Origin of the sequence: Rhizobium sp. SRDI969 (assembly GCF_025152725.1) — a bacterium.
GTDB lineage: Bacteria > Pseudomonadota > Alphaproteobacteria > Rhizobiales > Rhizobiaceae > Rhizobium > Rhizobium leguminosarum_I.
The window spans coordinates 3,977,151-3,994,356 of record NZ_CP104035.1; the positions used below are offsets into that span (position 1 = coordinate 3,977,151).

18 protein-coding genes and 1 pseudogene are annotated in these 17,206 nt (G+C 58.9%); 7 read left to right on the top strand and 12 right to left on the bottom strand.

Features of this window, described 5'->3' with window-relative positions; translation table 11 throughout:
- Positions 1-69: 69 nt before the first annotated feature.
- Positions 70-261: a hypothetical protein gene (locus N2A41_RS19680; protein WP_260109509.1), complete on the bottom strand. Its 192-nt coding sequence runs from the start codon at positions 259-261 to the stop codon at positions 70-72.
- Between N2A41_RS19680 and N2A41_RS19685 the strand changes: the two are divergent.
- A pseudogene (locus tag N2A41_RS19685) lies at positions 260-694 on the top strand (ATP-dependent DNA ligase); the annotation flags it as partial. The gene N2A41_RS19680 and the pseudogene N2A41_RS19685 overlap by 2 nt on opposite strands.
- A gap of 36 nt (positions 695-730) precedes the next feature.
- Here the strand turns inward: N2A41_RS19685 and N2A41_RS19690 are convergent.
- The 3 genes from N2A41_RS19690 to N2A41_RS19700 all read right to left on the bottom strand — a co-directional run bounded on the left by N2A41_RS19690 (position 731) and on the right by N2A41_RS19700 (position 3,337).
- Positions 731-1,615, bottom strand: coding sequence for a class I SAM-dependent methyltransferase (locus tag N2A41_RS19690; RefSeq protein WP_260109510.1), 885 nt, complete (start codon positions 1,613-1,615; stop codon positions 731-733).
- A 358-nt stretch (positions 1,616-1,973) separates the two neighbouring features.
- Positions 1,974-2,513, bottom strand: coding sequence for a carboxymuconolactone decarboxylase family protein (locus tag N2A41_RS19695; protein WP_222277500.1), 540 nt, complete (start codon positions 2,511-2,513; stop codon positions 1,974-1,976).
- 71 nt (positions 2,514-2,584) lie between these two features.
- A complete protein-coding gene (locus N2A41_RS19700) occupies positions 2,585-3,337 on the bottom strand; it encodes a sulfite exporter TauE/SafE family protein (protein ID WP_260109511.1) in 753 nt (250 codons plus the stop codon).
- A 246-nt stretch (positions 3,338-3,583) separates the two neighbouring features.
- Here N2A41_RS19700 and N2A41_RS19705 point away from each other — a divergent pair, with 246 nt between their 5' ends.
- Entirely contained in the window at positions 3,584-4,477 is an 894-nt protein-coding gene (locus tag N2A41_RS19705) for a LysR substrate-binding domain-containing protein (protein WP_260109512.1), read from the top strand.
- A gap of 42 nt (positions 4,478-4,519) precedes the next feature.
- On the opposite strand, the gene N2A41_RS19710 is transcribed toward N2A41_RS19705, so the two are convergent.
- The 6 genes from N2A41_RS19710 to N2A41_RS19740 all read right to left on the bottom strand — a co-directional run bounded on the left by N2A41_RS19710 (position 4,520) and on the right by N2A41_RS19740 (position 9,190).
- Positions 4,520-5,437: an NADP-dependent oxidoreductase gene (locus N2A41_RS19710; protein WP_260109513.1), complete on the bottom strand. Its 918-nt coding sequence runs from the start codon at positions 5,435-5,437 to the stop codon at positions 4,520-4,522.
- Positions 5,438-5,598: 161 nt separating this feature from the next.
- The gene (locus N2A41_RS19715; RefSeq protein ID WP_260109514.1) at positions 5,599-6,066 is read right to left on the bottom strand and encodes a DUF3788 domain-containing protein; all 468 of its coding nucleotides are present in this window, start codon (positions 6,064-6,066) and stop codon (positions 5,599-5,601) included.
- Between the two features lie 15 nt (positions 6,067-6,081).
- Positions 6,082-6,735 (bottom strand): FMN-dependent NADH-azoreductase, encoded by a 654-nt coding sequence (locus N2A41_RS19720; protein ID WP_260109515.1) that lies wholly within the window; start codon positions 6,733-6,735, stop codon positions 6,082-6,084.
- A gap of 157 nt (positions 6,736-6,892) precedes the next feature.
- Positions 6,893-7,438 (bottom strand): carboxymuconolactone decarboxylase family protein, encoded by a 546-nt coding sequence (locus tag N2A41_RS19730; RefSeq protein ID WP_018068136.1) that lies wholly within the window; start codon positions 7,436-7,438, stop codon positions 6,893-6,895.
- Between the two features lie 32 nt (positions 7,439-7,470).
- Positions 7,471-8,124, bottom strand: coding sequence for a nitroreductase family protein (locus N2A41_RS19735; RefSeq protein ID WP_260109517.1), 654 nt, complete (start codon positions 8,122-8,124; stop codon positions 7,471-7,473).
- A gap of 94 nt (positions 8,125-8,218) precedes the next feature.
- Positions 8,219-9,190 (bottom strand): AraC family transcriptional regulator, encoded by a 972-nt coding sequence (locus tag N2A41_RS19740; protein WP_260109518.1) that lies wholly within the window; start codon positions 9,188-9,190, stop codon positions 8,219-8,221.
- A gap of 111 nt (positions 9,191-9,301) precedes the next feature.
- On the opposite strand from N2A41_RS19740, the gene N2A41_RS19745 reads away from it, so the two are divergent.
- From N2A41_RS19745 to N2A41_RS19765, 5 genes are all read left to right on the top strand, one after another.
- Positions 9,302-9,457 carry a hypothetical protein gene (locus tag N2A41_RS19745; protein WP_260109519.1) on the top strand — a complete coding sequence of 52 codons (156 nt, stop codon included), beginning with the start codon at positions 9,302-9,304 and terminating at the stop codon, positions 9,455-9,457.
- 194 nt (positions 9,458-9,651) lie between these two features.
- Positions 9,652-10,284 (top strand): DUF433 domain-containing protein, encoded by a 633-nt coding sequence (locus N2A41_RS19750; protein WP_222351348.1) that lies wholly within the window; start codon positions 9,652-9,654, stop codon positions 10,282-10,284.
- On the top strand, positions 10,281-10,658 hold the full coding sequence (locus N2A41_RS19755; protein ID WP_131643049.1) for a DUF5615 family PIN-like protein: 378 nt from the start codon (positions 10,281-10,283) through the stop codon (positions 10,656-10,658). The genes N2A41_RS19750 and N2A41_RS19755 overlap by 4 nt, the downstream gene beginning before the upstream one ends.
- A gap of 1,018 nt (positions 10,659-11,676) precedes the next feature.
- Positions 11,677-12,861 (top strand): MFS transporter, encoded by a 1,185-nt coding sequence (locus N2A41_RS19760; RefSeq protein WP_170259929.1) that lies wholly within the window; start codon positions 11,677-11,679, stop codon positions 12,859-12,861.
- A 434-nt stretch (positions 12,862-13,295) separates the two neighbouring features.
- Positions 13,296-13,904 carry a J domain-containing protein gene (locus tag N2A41_RS19765; RefSeq protein WP_222386950.1) on the top strand — a complete coding sequence of 203 codons (609 nt, stop codon included), beginning with the start codon at positions 13,296-13,298 and terminating at the stop codon, positions 13,902-13,904.
- 178 nt (positions 13,905-14,082) lie between these two features.
- Here the strand turns inward: N2A41_RS19765 and N2A41_RS19770 are convergent, their stop codons facing one another.
- Positions 14,083-16,374 (bottom strand): PBP1A family penicillin-binding protein, encoded by a 2,292-nt coding sequence (locus tag N2A41_RS19770; RefSeq protein ID WP_260109520.1) that lies wholly within the window; start codon positions 16,372-16,374, stop codon positions 14,083-14,085.
- Between the two features lie 147 nt (positions 16,375-16,521).
- Entirely contained in the window at positions 16,522-16,728 is a 207-nt protein-coding gene (locus tag N2A41_RS19775) for a hypothetical protein (protein ID WP_026154474.1), read from the bottom strand.
- Between the last annotated feature and the right edge of the window lie 478 nt (positions 16,729-17,206).

A 17,206-nucleotide genomic window follows, 5' to 3' on the forward strand; every position in this document is an offset into this window, starting at 1 on the left:
CGTGTTGTCGGCCGACATCATGTCGAACAAATGCGGATGTTCTCTTTCTGTTCCGACGCAATTAAAGAGTCAAGCAACCGGAGGAATGGGAATATTATCCTGAACATTAGAAATCAGCAGAATACTCATGGGAATCAGCTGAATAGCGGACGGCGTATTTTTTTCCGAGCGTTTGCGAGCGCTAATCCCTTTGTGTGAATTGCGGGGACAAGTCGGCATCGTCACAGTGTCTTTAAGATTTTTCTGCTGAACTGTCGGCATGCCGAAGCCTCCGAGATCAAAACCCCTCCTTCGTGACACCGAGGCCCCGATCCGTTCCCGGCCGCGAGGCAGGCGCAATCCAGCCCAACCGCAGCTGCTGTTCGATCCGATGCCCGAGCGTGTCGAGCCCGCGCTGGCGCAACTGAAGTCCCGTCCCCCAAAGGGAAGCGAGTGGAGCTGGGAGCTGAAATGGGATGGCTATCGCCTTACCGTTCATATCGAGCCGCGGGGGATCAGGATCCTCACCCGCGGCGGCCATGACTGGACGCATCGGTTTCCGGCAATCGCAGAGGCCGCCCGAGCGCTCGGGCCGGCGACGATGATCATCGACGGCGAAGCCGTCGTGCTGGATGCGGAGGGGCGGCCGGATTTCGGGCTGCTGCAGCAATCGCTGGGCGCATCCGGAAAACAAGCCGGCAACCGTGCCTCTGACGAACGGGCACTCGTGGTAGCAAAAGTCGCGCCGCCTTTACGTCTGCGACCAGGCTCCGATCTCTGCGCGGCCGATAATGACGCCCTGATTTTCGGTGAGTTCCCGTGTTATCCGCTCAACTAGCGTTTCGGCGCTGACTTCGCTTGCCATTGCCACTCCCAGGCGCTCCATGTCGGCGACGAGAGTAACCGCCTGATCGGCATCCAAGTGTAATTCATCGGACGCGTTCGCACCACCTATGATCGCGTGCAACCGCATACTAGGCCCCGAAAGACCAGCATCGAGGAATGCCGAATAGAGTTTAATGCCCATTCTCACGTCGACGCCGGACCGGCGGTAGGTCTCGCCCACCCATTCACAGGCACGATCATAAGTCGGCACAGGTGGATACGAGCGCATAAGTGACCTGTCAGGCTCATGGAACAGGATGGTTCCGCCCGGACGCACAAGCCTCGCAATCGACCGAACAAGCGAGGCGGGATCGGATTGGAAGCAAAGGACATAACGGCCAATCGCCGCATCGAAGGTGCGGTCGAACACCATCGATGACAATTCGTTTTGTTCGAATGTGATGTTGTTCAGTGAACGCTGCTCGGCACGTTCACGAGCCTTAGCAACAGCTATCGCCGATCGATCAACTCCGACAACCTGTCCGGAGGCCCCCACCAATTCCGCAGCAAGAAAGCTGACATCGCCAGCCCCGCTGCCGACATCAAGGACGCTCATCCCGGGGCCAATTCCTGCTTCGATAAGAAAACCTCGGGTGATCGGATCAATCAGCTGAGCCTGACGTCGCAACCGCTCCAGCTCATGGTCTGAATGCCCAAGAATATAGACGCTTGCTCCCTGATCAGGTTCGCCCATGGTATCCCCCAATTGGAAACCACCGTCACGCTTGTTGCGGCCGCTGTCAATCAGCATCGGCTGATTTAACAATCCCTGCCACGACGATTCCGTCAAAACTGTAGGCGTGTAGTAAGTTTCCAGCGATAACTATCAGTGATGGAATATTTCAGCAGATGAGAATTCTTTGTTTCATACAAATAGTCGCGCGTTAGTCTCGGCGTTGCATGGCAGGTGGCGTCTCTCAGTCAAACTTGTCAAAGACGATGTAGTTGCCGAAGAGCGCCTTGCTGTCGGAATTGGGTATCCCCACAGGCGATTGGAAGGTCGTGGCGAACTGCCGGCAAGCCCCGGATACGATGGAGGGATTCCGGATACTGTGGCGTGGCTCCGGCCCACGAACGATGAAGATAGGTACTACGTTTACGATATAACACTATGAGGCAGGGCTGACTTTAGGGAAATCGATCGGAGTCTGCACCGCGTTGTTCATGAAGTTGGTCAGCAGGAATTGGGCTGTCAACGCTATCATCTCGACGACGTTGGCGTCGGTCCATCCAGCGTCCTTGACCGCCGCGAACTGCGCATCGGAGACTTTACCCCGCGTCTCGATGAGCGCTTTCGCGAAGGCCACTGCAGCTTGCCGCTTCGGGTCGCCCGACTGGCCTTGCCGATTCAGCGCGATCTCCTCTGACGGAATCTTCGCCAATTTCGTCGAGACGTAGCTGTGCGCAGCTAGGCAGTAGTCGCAGCCGTTCGCCTCCGAGACCGCGAGCGCCATCCCCTCCCGCGTCTTCAGGTCGAGGGTCTTCGACACAGGCCCCATCAGGCCCGCCCAACCGCCGAGGGCGTTCGGACTGATGGACATGAGACGATAGTGGTTCGGCAGGAAGCCGAGCGTCTTGCTGACGTGGTCCAGAATTGCCTGCGATTCGGCGGGCGACTCGCCTGGCCCAGGGATAGCGATGCGGGACATGTTCTTCTCCGTTGATGGTGGCGACGCCCGATGAAACATACGGGCTTGCGATCTGGGCATCGTCCTCTGCCTCAGAGGAAGAATGGATGAACGGCGAGTTCCAGGCCAAGAATGGCAAGGACGATCAGGAACCAGCGCCGAAAGGTTGCTGCACTTATGCGCTCACGGACTGCTGTTCCGACCCACATGCCCAGCAATGAGGGAATGACCGCAAGTGCGGACAAGGTCATGTTTCCAAGGTGGAAAGCTCCGCCAAGAGCTAAGCCCATCGCAAGCGCAATTGTTGAAACCGTGAACGACAGTCCCAGTGCCTGAATTAGATCGCCCTTAGCAAGGCCGAGAGCCTGGAGATAGGGAACCGCAGGAAGTGTGAAAATCCCAGTTCCTCCGTTGATCGCCCCGGTTGTCAACCCAATAACAGGCGACAATAAACGCTCAAGGCGCGCAGGTACCGACAATGGCTTCGCCCACAGGCCGTGCATCGCATAGAGAATCAAGGCGGAGCCCAATCCGACACTTGCGTATTCCGTATTGGCGCTCGTCAGCAGCCATGAGCCGGCGAGTGTGCCAACCATGATGCCGAGCATCATCAGCCAAAGCCTTCTTATCAGGGTCAGGAAATTCGGCCCCGTGAATAGCTGCCAAAAATTGGTGACAAACGATGGAATGACCAACAGCGAAGCTGCGCTGACCGGCGACATGATCGCACTGAGGACACCCATGGCGACGGTCGGCAGGCCCATCCCGGCCACGCCCTTGACGATCCCGGCGAGGAAAAACGTCAACACGACAAGTAGTACATGCGACGAAAGATAAGCAGTCATTTTGATCCACTCGAACAGCGCTGTGTTGCATTGAAGACTTCGAGCGAGCCGATGGCAGCCGCGCGCATATGGCATGGCAGATCGGCGAGCAAACGTAGCTCTCATCAGGACGCGACTATCCAATTCTTGCTCTATCACCAAAAATCGGCGAATATGGCGTCGGATGTACTTAGATACACTCGCCGGCCAAACGCCACAATTGGCCATTTCCGAAGGGTGGTTTCGGCAACGCCGAAGGAAAAGATTTTGCGCTTCGATTTGACGGATATGCGGTTGTTCCTGACTGTGGTGGAGCAAGGCAGCCTCACCAAGGGCGCCGAGACCATGAATCTGGCTCTCGCTTCCGTGAGCGAACGTATTTCCGGAATGGAATCTTCGCTTGCCGCGCAGCTCCTGGAGCGAAATAGGCGGGGGGTCACGACGACTGCGGCCGGTGATGCCCTGGTTCGCCATGCCCGTTTGATCCTGGAGCAAGTGGAGCAGATGCGTGGAGAACTGCGCGGCTACGGTACTGGCCTGAAAGGGCGCATCAGGCTCTTGTCCAACACGGCCGGGTTGGCTGCTTTTCTACCGTATCAACTCGGCCGGTTCCTGGTCGCTTATCCGGATCTTTCCATTGATCTCAATGAACGGCCAAGCACGGAGATTGCCCTGGCTATCGCGGAAGGCCGAGCTGATTTAGGAGTTGTGGCCGACATCGCCGATTTGGCAGCGTTGGAGACTCGCGTTATTGCGCAAGACCAGCTTGTCGTCGTGGTGAGCGAAAAGCATCGCATCAGCGACCAACGATCGATCGCTTTTGCGGACGTCGTGGGCGAGCCGTTCGTCGGCTTGTCCGACGCCGCACTGGAAGTTCATTTGGGAGAACGTGCAGCTCGCCTGGGTCGCCAGATCTACTACCGCATTCAACTCAGACGGATTGAGGACGTCGCGATGTTGGTCGAGTCCGGTGTTGGGATCGCCATTTTATCGGAGGCTTCCACCAAAGATCTGGGGCAGATCGGCTTGTCAATGGTACCGCTGCGAGACCCCTGGGCGCTTAGGCGGCTTCATCTTTGTGCGCGTGATTTCTCCACGCTCACGCCTAACGCCGGCTTGCTCGCGCAACAGCTTACGGAGCCGAAGGTCGCTGCCCCTTAAACGATAGTCGGGGAGAGAGGAACGCCCTCCCTCCCCGAGTCCTCACGGGGTAACGCGGATAACCGTTTTCCCCCCGCGTCGCTCTTTCGAGTTGAAGGTCGCAACAGCGTCGTCGAGGGTCGAGACTTTGCCGATGTTCGTCCGCAGGCGTCCATCCCGCGCCCGCTGGACGATCTCACTCAATTGGGCACGATCAGATTCGACGACGAAGTCTATCGCAAGGCCGTCGGCGGGCCGCGCCTCAGCCGGTCCGACGACGGTCACCAGCGTACCTCCGGACCGGATCAGCGCTGCGGACCGCCTCTGAACATCGCCGCCGATAACGTCGAACACCAGATCGACGCCACCCACGTCTTCTAAGGTGTCGTTTCCAAGATCGACGAATTCATTTGCACCGAAGTCCAGAGCCTTCTGGCGGTCAGCGGCGCGTCCGGTACCGATGACATAGGCGCCGGCTTCCCGCGCAAGCTGCGTCACGATCGAGCCGACGGCGCCAGCCGCGCCGTGTGCGAGGACGCTCTGCCCGGCTTGAAGGCGGCCATGTTGAAACAGCCCCTGCCACGCGGTCAGGCCAGATATCGGCAGGCTTGCGCCAACTGTGAAGTCGACGTCGCCCGTCAGCGGCGCGAGGTTGCGTGCCTCGACGGCTATGTACTCGGCAAGTGTGCCGTCGCGATACCAGTCAGACAGGCCGAACACCCGCTGACCGATCGACAGCCCCGTGGTGCCGTAGCCCAGCGCGGTGATCACACCGGCCAGCTCATGCCCGAGGATCGATGGCGTCCGATCACGGAAGGTCCGATCGGTCCAGGTCGAAGGCCAGTCCAGTTCGGTATTGACGAACCCCGCTGCATGGACCTCAACAACGACGTCGTTTATCGCGGCCTGCGGCTCGGGCCGCTCCAGCAGCTTCATTCCGGCTGTTCCCGCAGCCTGGTCGGTCACTACGATCGCTTTCATGGAATTGTCTCCTCAGATATTTGTTGGTTTGGGGTAAATTGCAGGCGTGGAAGGTCTTTTCGATCTCTCGCGCAACTCGTTATCGACTTGACGCCTTCCGCGAAGACCTTGTTATCGAACTGCTGTGTGATACCGCGCGGCACAGCCCGGCTTATTCGGCTTCAACTACGGGGTGGTGGCGGGCGCTTCATCGTCAGAAGGTCCGTCACATCATGCAGATCGTCTGCCGATGAGATGGCAAGTGTCAGCCATTTCCCATCGATATATGTTTTGGCTTCATCGTAAAGCTTGACCAGTTGCGGGCGCCAGACATAACGCCGCTCCTCGAACTTCTCACGCTCTGCTCCACCCATAACCACAAGAGCCGAAAACCGCCGGTATTCCGGCACCAAGGTGGTGAACGCCTTCGTTTTCTTATAGCGCAAGGACCAACCGCGGTTCTTGCCGCCGTAGAGCCAATCCGGCGCGAAAACTCCCGGATAGAATTCGTCAATCCAGGTCCGCAGTTCGGTCCAATGGCCGAACGCTTCTGCTCCGATCCATTCGCGGACGGCGCTGTCATCAGGCGATGCTGATTTGCCGGTGATCCTGTCGCCGATTTGGGGAAACGCATTGGTAGGTAAAATCATAACGAGACCTCATGTTCACGGTCCGGCGGCGGCCGGAGGTTGAGATACGGGCGTGCCAAGAACCTGCGGCGCGCGGTCAGAATGCTGCTGGCGACGCTCTCCTGAGCAGAGGGGATCGCGAAACGGTCTGCCAGCGCTCGTAAGCACCGCAGGACGATCGTGGAATTCTCGAAAATGCTCAGCGGCGGTCAGGTCGAGAGCGGCGAGGGCTTTGTCCCTCGCTAACGGCGCCTGGCTCCGATCCAGGAAGGCGGTCCCTTGAAGCGGGAGAAATTGTTGCGTTTTCAGACCGATGGAGCTGAGTGCCAGCGACAGATAGGGTGTGAGAAAATCCGGCTGGTTGGCGCGCTCGCCGGTGAAGAAGCCACCGGAAGCCACGCCGATATAGACCGGTCGGTCCCGGAGCATTCCCACCTTCCCTGATGGCGTCGACTTCATTGTGCGGCCGACACGCAGGATCTGATCGATCCACGCCTTGAGGACCGAGGGTATCGTCAAATTGTGCATCGGCGTTCCGATGACAATCGCGTCGGCCGCTTCGACTTCCCGAATAAGCGCTTCGGAAAGATCGAGAGAACCCATCGGCGGGGCGGCCAACGTTGCCGGCGACGCCAACGCAACGGCGTAGATGGCTTCGGTTTGCGGCAGGGGTTCAGCCCCCAGGGTCACGTCGAATGATGCTCGCGCCGGGCGCAACCTCAAGAAGCTTTTCGATGATCGCCGCCGAAAGCTGGCGGCTGTGCGATCCCTGTCTCGGGCTGCTATCGATATGGAGAATATTCATGTCAATGATCCCAAAGCTTCAAAAGGTTGCGCAGTCGAAGGCTCAGATCGAGCCAGCCGGAGTGACGAGAGGGAAGTCCTTCTCGGGATCGAAGACGTTGTTGAAGAAGTTCGTCAGCGAATACATCGCCACCAGTGCGATGATCTCGATGATGTTGGCGTCGGTGTAGCCGACATCCCGGACCTCTTTCAGGTCGGCGTCGCTGACTTGCCCGCGGGTCTCGACGACCTTGCGTGCAAACTGGACGGCGGCGTCCCGCTTCGGGTCGGTAGCATGACCCTTGCGCGCGAGAATGATGTCATCGGCCGGCAGTTTAGCCATATGTTCAGCGGTGAAGCTGTGAACAGTCAGGCAGTAATTACACCCGTTCACCTCCGAGACGGCAAGGCCGATGCTGTCGCGTGTCTTTACGTCGAGCGCCTTGCTCAGGGAGCCGAGCAGGGTGGCCCAGGCGTTGAACGCAATGGGGCTCTGCGCAAAGGCCGCCATCATGTTCGGCGTGAACCCGATGTTCCTGGTGAACGTGTCGAGCGTCTGTTTCGACTCAGCCGGCACCTGTTCCGGCGTCAGAACAACGGTTCTGGACATTGTAATCTCCTATTGTTTGATTGGATTGGTAATCAGGCGAAGGACAGGACGTCGGCCACCGGCATGCGCGGCTTCTGCGGCCAGTTGCCGGCCCGCTCCGGCCCGACGGTCAGCAGCATCACCGGGATTTCGTCTTCGGCCAGGCCGAATTCGCGATGCACGGCCTCTGCGTCGAAGCCGATCATCGGTGTCGAACCCAGGCCGAGCGAACGGGCGGCATAGATGATTGCGGCGCTGCCGAAGGTAGCGGAGCGCACCGCCTCGTCGCGCTGGCGCTGCGGCTGGTCGTCATACAGGCCGCGAGCGGGGATTTCCCATTCCGGCACCAGATGGTCCGGCATGATGCCGGCTTCCACGACCGGCGCCAGGCGCGCGGGGACCGTGCTGGCATCGGCCAACTGGCCGACGATGATGAAAGTAACGGCGGCGTCGAGGATCGCGGGCTGCTTCCAGGCGATCGGATGGAGCAGTGCCTTGGCGTCAGGCGTACGGACGGCGATAAACCGCCAGTTCTGCAGGTGGAACGATGTCGGTGCGGACGTGCCGATCCGCACCAGGTTGCGGATCTCATCGTCGCTCAGGGTGGCGGCGCGGTCATAGTACTTGGCAGCACTACGGCTCAGGATGGTTTCGATGACGGCGTTCGTCGGCGTCAGTTCGTTGGCTGCGTTGCTGATGTAGTTCATTGGGTGGCTCCTCATCAAGTGATTACGGAGCCTAATTTACGGCCATCGGTGCGAATATCGAGACTGAATTACCTCAATATGATGCGCGAAAGGATCATTCCTCGCCGCGTGCCGGTCCGGTATGCGCTTGTCGGCGCCATTCCCCGGGGGTCATTCCCATTCTCTCAGTAAATACACGACGGAATGCCGAGACAGATTGATAGCCGACTGTTTCGGCCACAGCCTCGGTGCTGATTGCTGGCTTCTTTAGCTCGTTGGCGGCCAAACTCATGCGGAGATCGGTCAACAGGTCGAGCGCGGAGCAACCCAGCCTGTCCTGAAAGTGCCGCATGAATGTGGCGCGTGACATGCCACACAAGTCCGCCAGATCGGGCAGTTTCCATGGCTGGGCCGGATCGGCGAGCATGGCGGCAATTGCCGGAGCCAATCGCGGGTGGCCGGCCAGGGCCAACAAGCCTTCGGGAGCTTTGTCGGATTCGCTCGCCGCTCGCAGCACCAGCGTGAACAGGGCCGAAGAAAGGGCGTTGAGAACGGCCCGCCCTCCTGCGCGGTCGCCGGCAGACTCCATCCGCATCAGTCCCACCAGGCTGGCCAGTTGATCGGCAGCCGATCCGATACCGTCTTTTCCGAGGCCGCCGATCGTTCGCGCCACAAGGTTCGTAGGCAGGTAATTGCGGATCAGCCGATCGTGGGGCGGTGCAATGAAAAATCGCCCACACAACAAATCGAGTTGCTCGCCCTGACTGTCGTTCTCGCTCAACATCCATCCGGCAGAGCCTTTGCGCTGCTGGGTGGGGATTGGCGTTTGTCCGCTACCGTCGTGAAGCACGTGCGCCGCACCGTGAGGAAGCAGCACGATATCCCCGCTCACCAGCTCCCTCGCCGTTCGCGTCTCCGGATCCTCGAAGATGGCCCGGCCCTTGACGATGACGTGGTAGGGAATTTCGTTCGCCGCCGCCCGGCTCCACGTCAGACGCCACGGCGTACCATAGGCACAGCGCACCTCGAGCTGACCGGTTACCGTGACGATTTGCAGGAGATGGCTTAACCAATCGACGTCAGACATTGGACCTCAAGAACCGGAAACGAAACATCTTACCGCAATTGTGCGCTCGTTCCACTTACCGGCATGGCATTGGCGGTCAGCCGATCACAGCTTTCAGGCAAGGCGAGAGTGATGTCACGGCTCAACGAGGGTGCAGAGCCTTCGTTTGGCATTGTTTCAGCCGCCATTGCGAAAACCATCGATGCACGCCTTGATGGCAGCAGAACCGATAGCCGTGCAATTACAACACTCAGCGAGAGCCAATCTTGTGAAATTCCCGGCTCTTGATCTTCAAGGCATCCAAGTGACGATCCGGCGCAAGCAAGTCCCTCGCCTGGGCGGAAACACTGTTTCGTGTGACCGAACGGCCGCTTGAGAAGAAGTGCCCACCAACAAGCTGACTAGAAGCGAGATCGAAACGCTCGGTCGATCTTTACCGGGGACGGCACCTGCATTATATATTCTCCTCAAGGAGAATGATTATGGCCAACGCATCGTACGCCTACACGCCCGCCGAGGCCGCAGCAGTCAGCGGGATCGCTGTGAAGTCGGTGCACAATGCGATCGACAAGCGGATCATCGCGACTCATCTCATCGGCGGCAAGGGTAGAGCGCTTACTGATGAGGATCTGCTTCGGTTGAAGCTCTGGTATGGCGTCGGATCGATCTTGTCCGCCGAGCGCCGCAAACGTCTTTTTGATACCATAGACCAGAACCCGAATGCCGATACCGTTAGGGCGGACGACTATCTTATCGTCGATGTCGCGCGGGCAAGGGAGCAACTGGCCGCACGTGCCGAGGCGCTTCGAGAAGCTGAACGAATGATCCAGAGTGTGAAGGGCGTCGTGGGCGGCGAGCCGGTGTTCAAGCGAACCCGTGTTCCAGTGCGAACGATTGCCGCGATGAAGACCCAGGGCGCAAGCACCGCGGAAATTGTCGAGGGTTACCCTTCGCTCACCGAGCGCATGGTGGAGCTTGCCGAGATCTGGGCTGTGGCCCATCCCGCCAGGGGACGGCCGCGGAAGCTCTCGGAGCAGGGCCTGAAGGTGAAGTCTGAGAAGCGTCTGCGAATTCGCAGCGAAAGTGCTGCTAAGCCCTCCGGCTCACCTTCGTGAAGTTTCTTATTGATGAATGCCTTCACACGTCCCTCGTCGCCGTGGCGCAAGTGCATGGTCACGATTGCTTTCATGTGAATTGGCTGGGGCTGAGCGGCGAGACCGACTGGGATCTGATGCCTCGCATCGTAGCAGAGGATTTCACGTTCGTAACGAACAATGCGCGCGACTTCCGGAAGCTCTACGCAAAAGAGGCGTTGCATGCGGGTCTGGTGATAATAGTTCCCCAGGTGCTACCTGCGCTGCAACGAGATCTGTTTGCGCTCATCTTGCAGGACTTGGCAGGGGCACAGGATATGGTGAACGAGGTCGTCGAAGTGAGCCTCGATGGCGAGGACGCGGTTCTCACGCGCTATTCGCTTCCGGAGGCTTAGTCGCGCGCCCGCAACGCCCCGGTCTTCAGACCGTATCCTCGACAAGTATTCTCTGCCGACGGGGTTTCCGCTCGAGTCGATGAAGAGGCGACGACTGTCGCATCTCTAACTGGCCCAACTGTCGCATTACTAAATAGTCGCTACACAGTTCGAGTTGGATAACCCTTATTTATGGAACTGGCGTGTCCCGAAGGCATGCCGACATTCCGATGGTCGGGGTGGCATGCCGCGCATCCGGTAGGAAATACTTAGGCACGCACCCCAGATTAGCGTCGTCGAGCGGCTGGCGGCTGAGGCGTGTACACGGCCAACCCACGGCTCATCAATGGCGAAACGGAAAACGCGGTGCCGCCGGATCTGGATTCGCCGCATTTCCAAGCATATCGGTCTTGCAGCTCTCTCTGAACCTGCGATAATCGTCTTCCGGGGGGAAACAGATGACGATCACGCGAACGCAGCTAACCAACGATGAATGGAAGTGGCTGGTGCGGCTTTGCCAGCACGAAGCGAATAGTATGCCCAAAGAAATAGAAACGAGGTTTATTGAACTCGGCCTGTCCGGACCGAACGGTCTTCGCGAGCACGCTAAGGCCTTGGTTCAACGGGAGTTATTGAGCGAGCGCCGGAATAGGTTGCAGGGCCTTCACTGACTGATTGTCTCGACCGCTGAGTACGAACGCCACTCGCGACATCGCTGATATTGGAACGGCCGCGGCAATGAGTGGGGATGAAGACCCATTGTGACGCTCTTCGGTCACGAACGGCCGCCGACCGTTTCTGGTTGAGGCGGAACATTTGATCCATTACCGCTTCTGGTTCGAGGCAAGCAATGCAGAATTCAGGCTATTTTCTCGAGACATTTCAAACCCGCTCTGCAATAATTGCGCCCTGTTGTGAGATCATTTCTCGACCATACTCCACTGAGAAACAAGTTTCGATCTCCGGCCCCGTGAGATAGACATCACAGGCGCCATAAGCGCGTGTTCTGCTTGGACGCGCCAATCCCCGGAGTTGCATCATGATAATCGCGCCGCAGCAGCGGATCTATGTCTGCTTCTTTCTCTTCGCTGTGTCGCTGGGGGCGCTGCTGTCGAGGATGCCGGATTTGCAGGTTGCACTTGGCGTCAATAAATCCGAGCTTGGGTTAACGCTGATAGGGGCTGCCATCGGCGCCTTAATTTCGTTGACCTTATCTTCGCCCTTGATCGCCCGGCTCGGCGCGCGTACGACCGCATTCATTACTGTTCTCGGCACGTCTGCGCTGCTGTCGCTGGTGCCTTGGATCGGTGCGGCGCCAGTCGTATTCTGTGTGCTTTTCGTCGAGGGGCTGCTCGCCGGAGCGCTGGAGATCAATCTCAACGTTGAGATCGACCGCATCGAAGCGCAGCTAGGACGCGGCGTGATGAACAGAGCGCATGGTTTCTGGAGCCTCGGCTTCTTCGTCACAGCACTTGTCTCCTCAATCGTCCGCCAAGCCGGCATTTCGATGCAACTCCATCTCGCCGTGACCTTTGTCGCGGTTCTTGTCATCGGTATCTGGACGATTGCCGGCATGCGGAATGCGCCGGCGCGGATCGCGTTGCATGAAGGCAAGGCACCGCCGGTAGCGCTTCCCACCTGGGGCCTCATGCCGCTCTGCGTGATCGGCATCGCGGCCTTTCTCGTCGAAGGTGCCGGGATCGACTGGTCGGCGATCTATATGCGCGACGTTTTTTCGGTCGAGCCCTTCATTGGCGGACTGGGATTGACGCTCTTTACTTTCTGCATGGCGCTGGCGCGCCTGTTCGTCGATCCGCTGGTCGATCGGTTTGGCGCGCGGGCCGTCGCCACGATGCTGCTTATTCTTTCGGCGATTGGCATCTGCGCGGTATCGGGAGCGCCGCATCCCTATATCGCGCTGGCGGGCTTTGCCTTGATGGGCGCTGGTTGCAGTGCGGTATATCCCCTCGCCGTCTCGGCGGCGGCCCAGCGCATAGATCGAGCGGCGCATCTCAACGTCGCCGCCCTCGGCCAGATGACCTTTGTCGTTTTCTTCCTGGCGCCGCCGCTGCTCGGTTTTATTGCCGAGCATGCTGGAATCCGGATATCCTATCTGGTCTGCCTTCCGCTGATCATTTACGCACTCCTTTCGGCCAAGGCGCTTCCTACGCGCCGGGCTGCCGGCGGAGCTAGCGCCGCGGCTGTTCGGAGCCTCAACGGTTGACGGATTGTGCTGCCGGTTTCGGCGCCTCGACGAGTTCAGCGAAAAGTATAAGCGAGCACGCCGTGGAGGCGTGCTCGGCGCTCCCACAACGTGTATACGTTTAATGTCCGCGATGAAGTTTCAAGAGAACTTCGCCCCTTGGACGTTAACGCCTGGATTGCCGTCCTGAACGCGCGGCTGTCAAGATGTGCATCGCGCCCCGAACCTCTGCCAGTGTCTCGAGCCTGCTAGGCGCCACCTGGGAGACACTTCGCAGGCATCAGAACACGGGAAATCGAGACGACCGTCGCTGCAGACACCGAGGCGGGTCAGGACGAGGATATAGTGCGCGAGGTACTGAGGGCCGGTGACGAGCAAGAAGTCAAAATGCCGAAACAGGAACCCCTCCTGCATGGTTGCTTGCCGCCTCTCTGCAGATCGCCATATAACGCGCGATGACGTTTGATTCGAAGATTTTCGTAGGCCTGAGGCCAACGCGCAAAAAATCAGCTCCGCTCAGCGAGCTTTACCAGCAGAAATGCCAGTGGGACGGTTGCGAAAGCGGCGGCACCAATCGTGCGCCCGTTGGGCGAGATGCAGAAGGTTTGTACCTGATGTTCTGTCCTCAACATGCGAGGGAATACAATAAGGGTTATAATTTCGCGAGCAATCTGTCTGATCCGGTGACCGCCCGCTATCAGAGGGAAGCAGCAAACGGCAGCCGAAAGACGTGGGGGACCCGCGTTGAGCCGGCGACAGAGACGCCGCTTCCTTCGACCGTTCGCTCCGGTACGGCAAAAACTCTTAACGCACGCAAGATTGCTGCACGACATCAGGCCACGAAAGCCGATCTCCAGCAGCGTAAGCTCAAGGTATTGGAAGCAAAAGCTTTCGAAACGCTTGGCCTTTCGCAGGACGCGACGCCTGTGGAAATTAGGCGACGCTACAAACTGATGCTCAAGATGCACCATCCGGACGCTAACCGAGGAGATCGAAACTCCGAAGATGAACTCCGGGCGGCAATCGACGCCCATAAGATCCTCAAGCTGAACGGATTCTGCTAGATCCGAGACACGCTCTTTGCGGTCTATGGTGAGTGTGAGCTGTAGGTTGTTGACAGATGGATGCAGAGCAACTGGGCAGCGCGACCGCTCGCAGCAAGAGGTCGTCGCATTAAACAATGACGTTCAGCCTAAAGGCGTGAGGCAAGGACGACCGGTGCTCGATCTCTGCCGGGCCGCATCACTTTTCGCAAAGCCGTCGGCTTCCGGAATATGGCTGATAAGTACAATCGGACGGACGAAAGGAGCGGTAACTGCGCGAGCAGGCGTTTATATTGCAAGATTGCGGTGCGCCTTGACCATCGCTCGCCGCTTCTGTCGATCGCACTCCGTTCAGCATCGGTTCGGTCGCCGCCTCGCGCATGAAATCCCGCCAAATATGTGCTGGCAGGGCGCCGCCCGTCACTCCCTTCATCGGCGCGTCATCATCATTGCCAACCCAGACACCGACGACGAGCGCTTCCGTGAAGCCGATGAACCAGGCATCACGATTGTTCTGGCTCGTGCCGGTCTTGCCGGCCGCAAACGTGCCGGGATCTGCCCCACGTCCAGTCCCGCGCTCGACCACCAACTGAAGGAGGCCGAGGAGATCGGATTGGTAGGGCGAAAGATCGACATTCGGCTTTGATTGTAAGCCAATTCGAAAGGCCTTAGGCTGCCCTGCCGCTTGAAAGTCGATGATGCCCCAGGGCTTGACGGGTGCCCTACCGAGCTGGACAGACGCATAGGCGCTGGTGAGGTTGAGCAGATTAACTTCGGATGTGCCAAGCGCCAGAGACGGCGTGTTGGCCAGCGGCGCATCGATGCCGAGTTCGCGCGCCGCGGCAATCACATTGTCCAGACCTACCTCTTCGGCAAGCGCCACTGACGCGGTATTGAGCGATCGCGCGAACGCCTCAGCAAGCGTCACCCAACCGCGATAGCTGCCGCCGGAATTTTCAGGCGACCAGCCATTGATGTCGATTGGCGCGTCCAAAACCTGGTCAGACAAGGTGAGCCCAGCCTTCAATGCTGCGTAATAGACGAACAGCTTGAAGGTAGAACCGGGCTGTCGCATCGCAGAGACCGCACGATTGAACTGGCTTTCCTTGTAGTCACGCCCGCCAACCATGGCAACGACCGCGCCATCGGGCATCATCGCAACTAACGCGGCCTGCGATGCTCCGACCGTCTTTCCCTGACTGTCGAGAGCACTTTTCACGACCCTTTCGGCGATCAGCTGCAACTGCGGCACCAGCGTGGTGCGCACCGTGGTCGAACCTGGTGAGGAGCCGGCGATTTCGCTCGCTTGCGGCGAAATCCAGTCGGCAAACCAACTTCCGGAGCGCGGCGTGGGCGTCGTAGGTTGCAGCCTGGCAAAGCTCGTCTTGGCCTGAGCCGCTTGTGGTGCGGTGATCTTGCCATTGGCCGCCATCGCGTCGAGAACGACCATGGTGCGCTGCCGGGCGCCTTCGAAATTGTCGATGGGATTCCATTGGCTCGGCGCCCGCAGCAACCCCGCCAGCATCGCCGACTCCGGCAGGTTGAGGTCACCGACATCCTTGTTGAAATAGATCCGCGCGGCCGCAGGCATGCCGGTGGCGCCGGCGCCGAGATAGACGCTATTGAGATAGCGCGTCAGGATTTCCCTCTTGCCGAGCTTCCACTCCAGCCAGACCGCGATGACAACCTCCTGAACCTTTCGTTTTATTGTTCGGTCGCTGTCGAGGTATTGCAGCTTGATGAGCTGCTGGGTGATCGTGCTGCCACCCTCCACCACGGAACCCGCCTCCAGGTTCCGCAGAAGCGCCCTCCCGATGCCCCTCGGATCGATGCCGAAATGATGCATGAACCGGCGATCTTCAATTGAAAGGACGGCATCGATCAGATGGGGCGGAAACTGGTCGTATCGAGCATATGGCCCTTGATAAGGTCCCTGTCTCACCAACGGCGCCCCGTCAGCGGTTTCCAGCACCACCACCGGCTTTAACGTTCCATCCCGGATTTCGCTCCAGGGCACGTCCTTGAGTGCCCACGCCAGCAGGCTTCCTGCGAGGAGGCAGACAAGAAGCGCGAATCCAACAGCGAATTTCCGCCAGCCGGCAACGAGCGAAGCGCTGCGGCGACTTTCACGCGGCTTTGAATGCTGATTGCGAAAACGGCGCCCTGCTTCGACCAAAGCAGTCGTAATCCACATGTAGGGAGATGACGTGAACGGCGTCCATGTCTTTAGCTTCGCCCCCCAAGCCAATGCGGCCGTGTTGATCTTTGTCAAAGCTGAACTTGCCTGCAGATCTTGGCGCAGCGCACGGAACAGCGTCCCGACGGCTCGTCTAGTTTGGCTAAAGGATCGATGGGGCGGTTGCGGGTCGTCGACTTGAATGGTTCCCGGCGAATCCGAGGCGGCCGCTTGCGCTGCCGAATCTACTGTCTGATTGCGAGCCGAGCTCGAGTTGCTAACGCTTTCATCTGAGGATTCGGGAGAATTGGGCATCGGTTACCGCTAAAAAGCCAACGCAGCATATCTTTATAGCCGGGCGATGACGTGTGTTCTACCGCAAAAGGCGTCACATGGTTCCGAGCGCCTGGCGATAAACCGAGTTGGTGGGGCACCGCCGCCGGGAACGACGTTGAGCGATCACTATATTTCCGCGTTGTCGTTGAACGGTAGGCCGCGAGTCCTCCATTCGTCCCTCAGTATATCTTCCAGGTCCTCGACAGTGAACTCGTCGAAGTGTGCCCAGAGTTGGACGGCCAGCGACTTCAAATTCGACGTTGTTGCTGGGTCGGTTTCGGCCACCGCGGCAAGCCGATAGATTTCCTCGCGGAGTGCGTCATTCCCCGTCATGTCGCTCCTCATGGCACTGCGCCATCACCTCCTGAGTGATGGCAGGCGGCCATCATGGTAATTCCTAATGCCCTAGGACAGTTCCGATGAAGCTGGCGATTTCAGATGTTGCCCGCTCTATGATCTCGGATCGGCTTTTTTGATCAGTGCCAACGGAGGCAAAGAGGCCGCCCCATGAGGCCGGGCCGGCTGAGGAGCCGGCAGCAACAGCAAACGTCAAGATCCACCGCGATTGAATAGGCCGAAATTCGACCCGCAATTTGTCCCTTCGTCTGTCGAATGCGCGGACGAGACTGCGGAATTTCGACGTCACCTGATGCGACAGGTGGATGCCGAGCTGAGTTCAGCCTTGAGCCCGGCTCGGCGCGTCAGGGGTGCAGTTTGCGACCTTTCCCGGAACGGCGGTGGGCATCCGCCCTGGATTTCGCCAATACGGTCGACAATCGGGGGGATCGACGGGGACCCGATCTCCTGCACT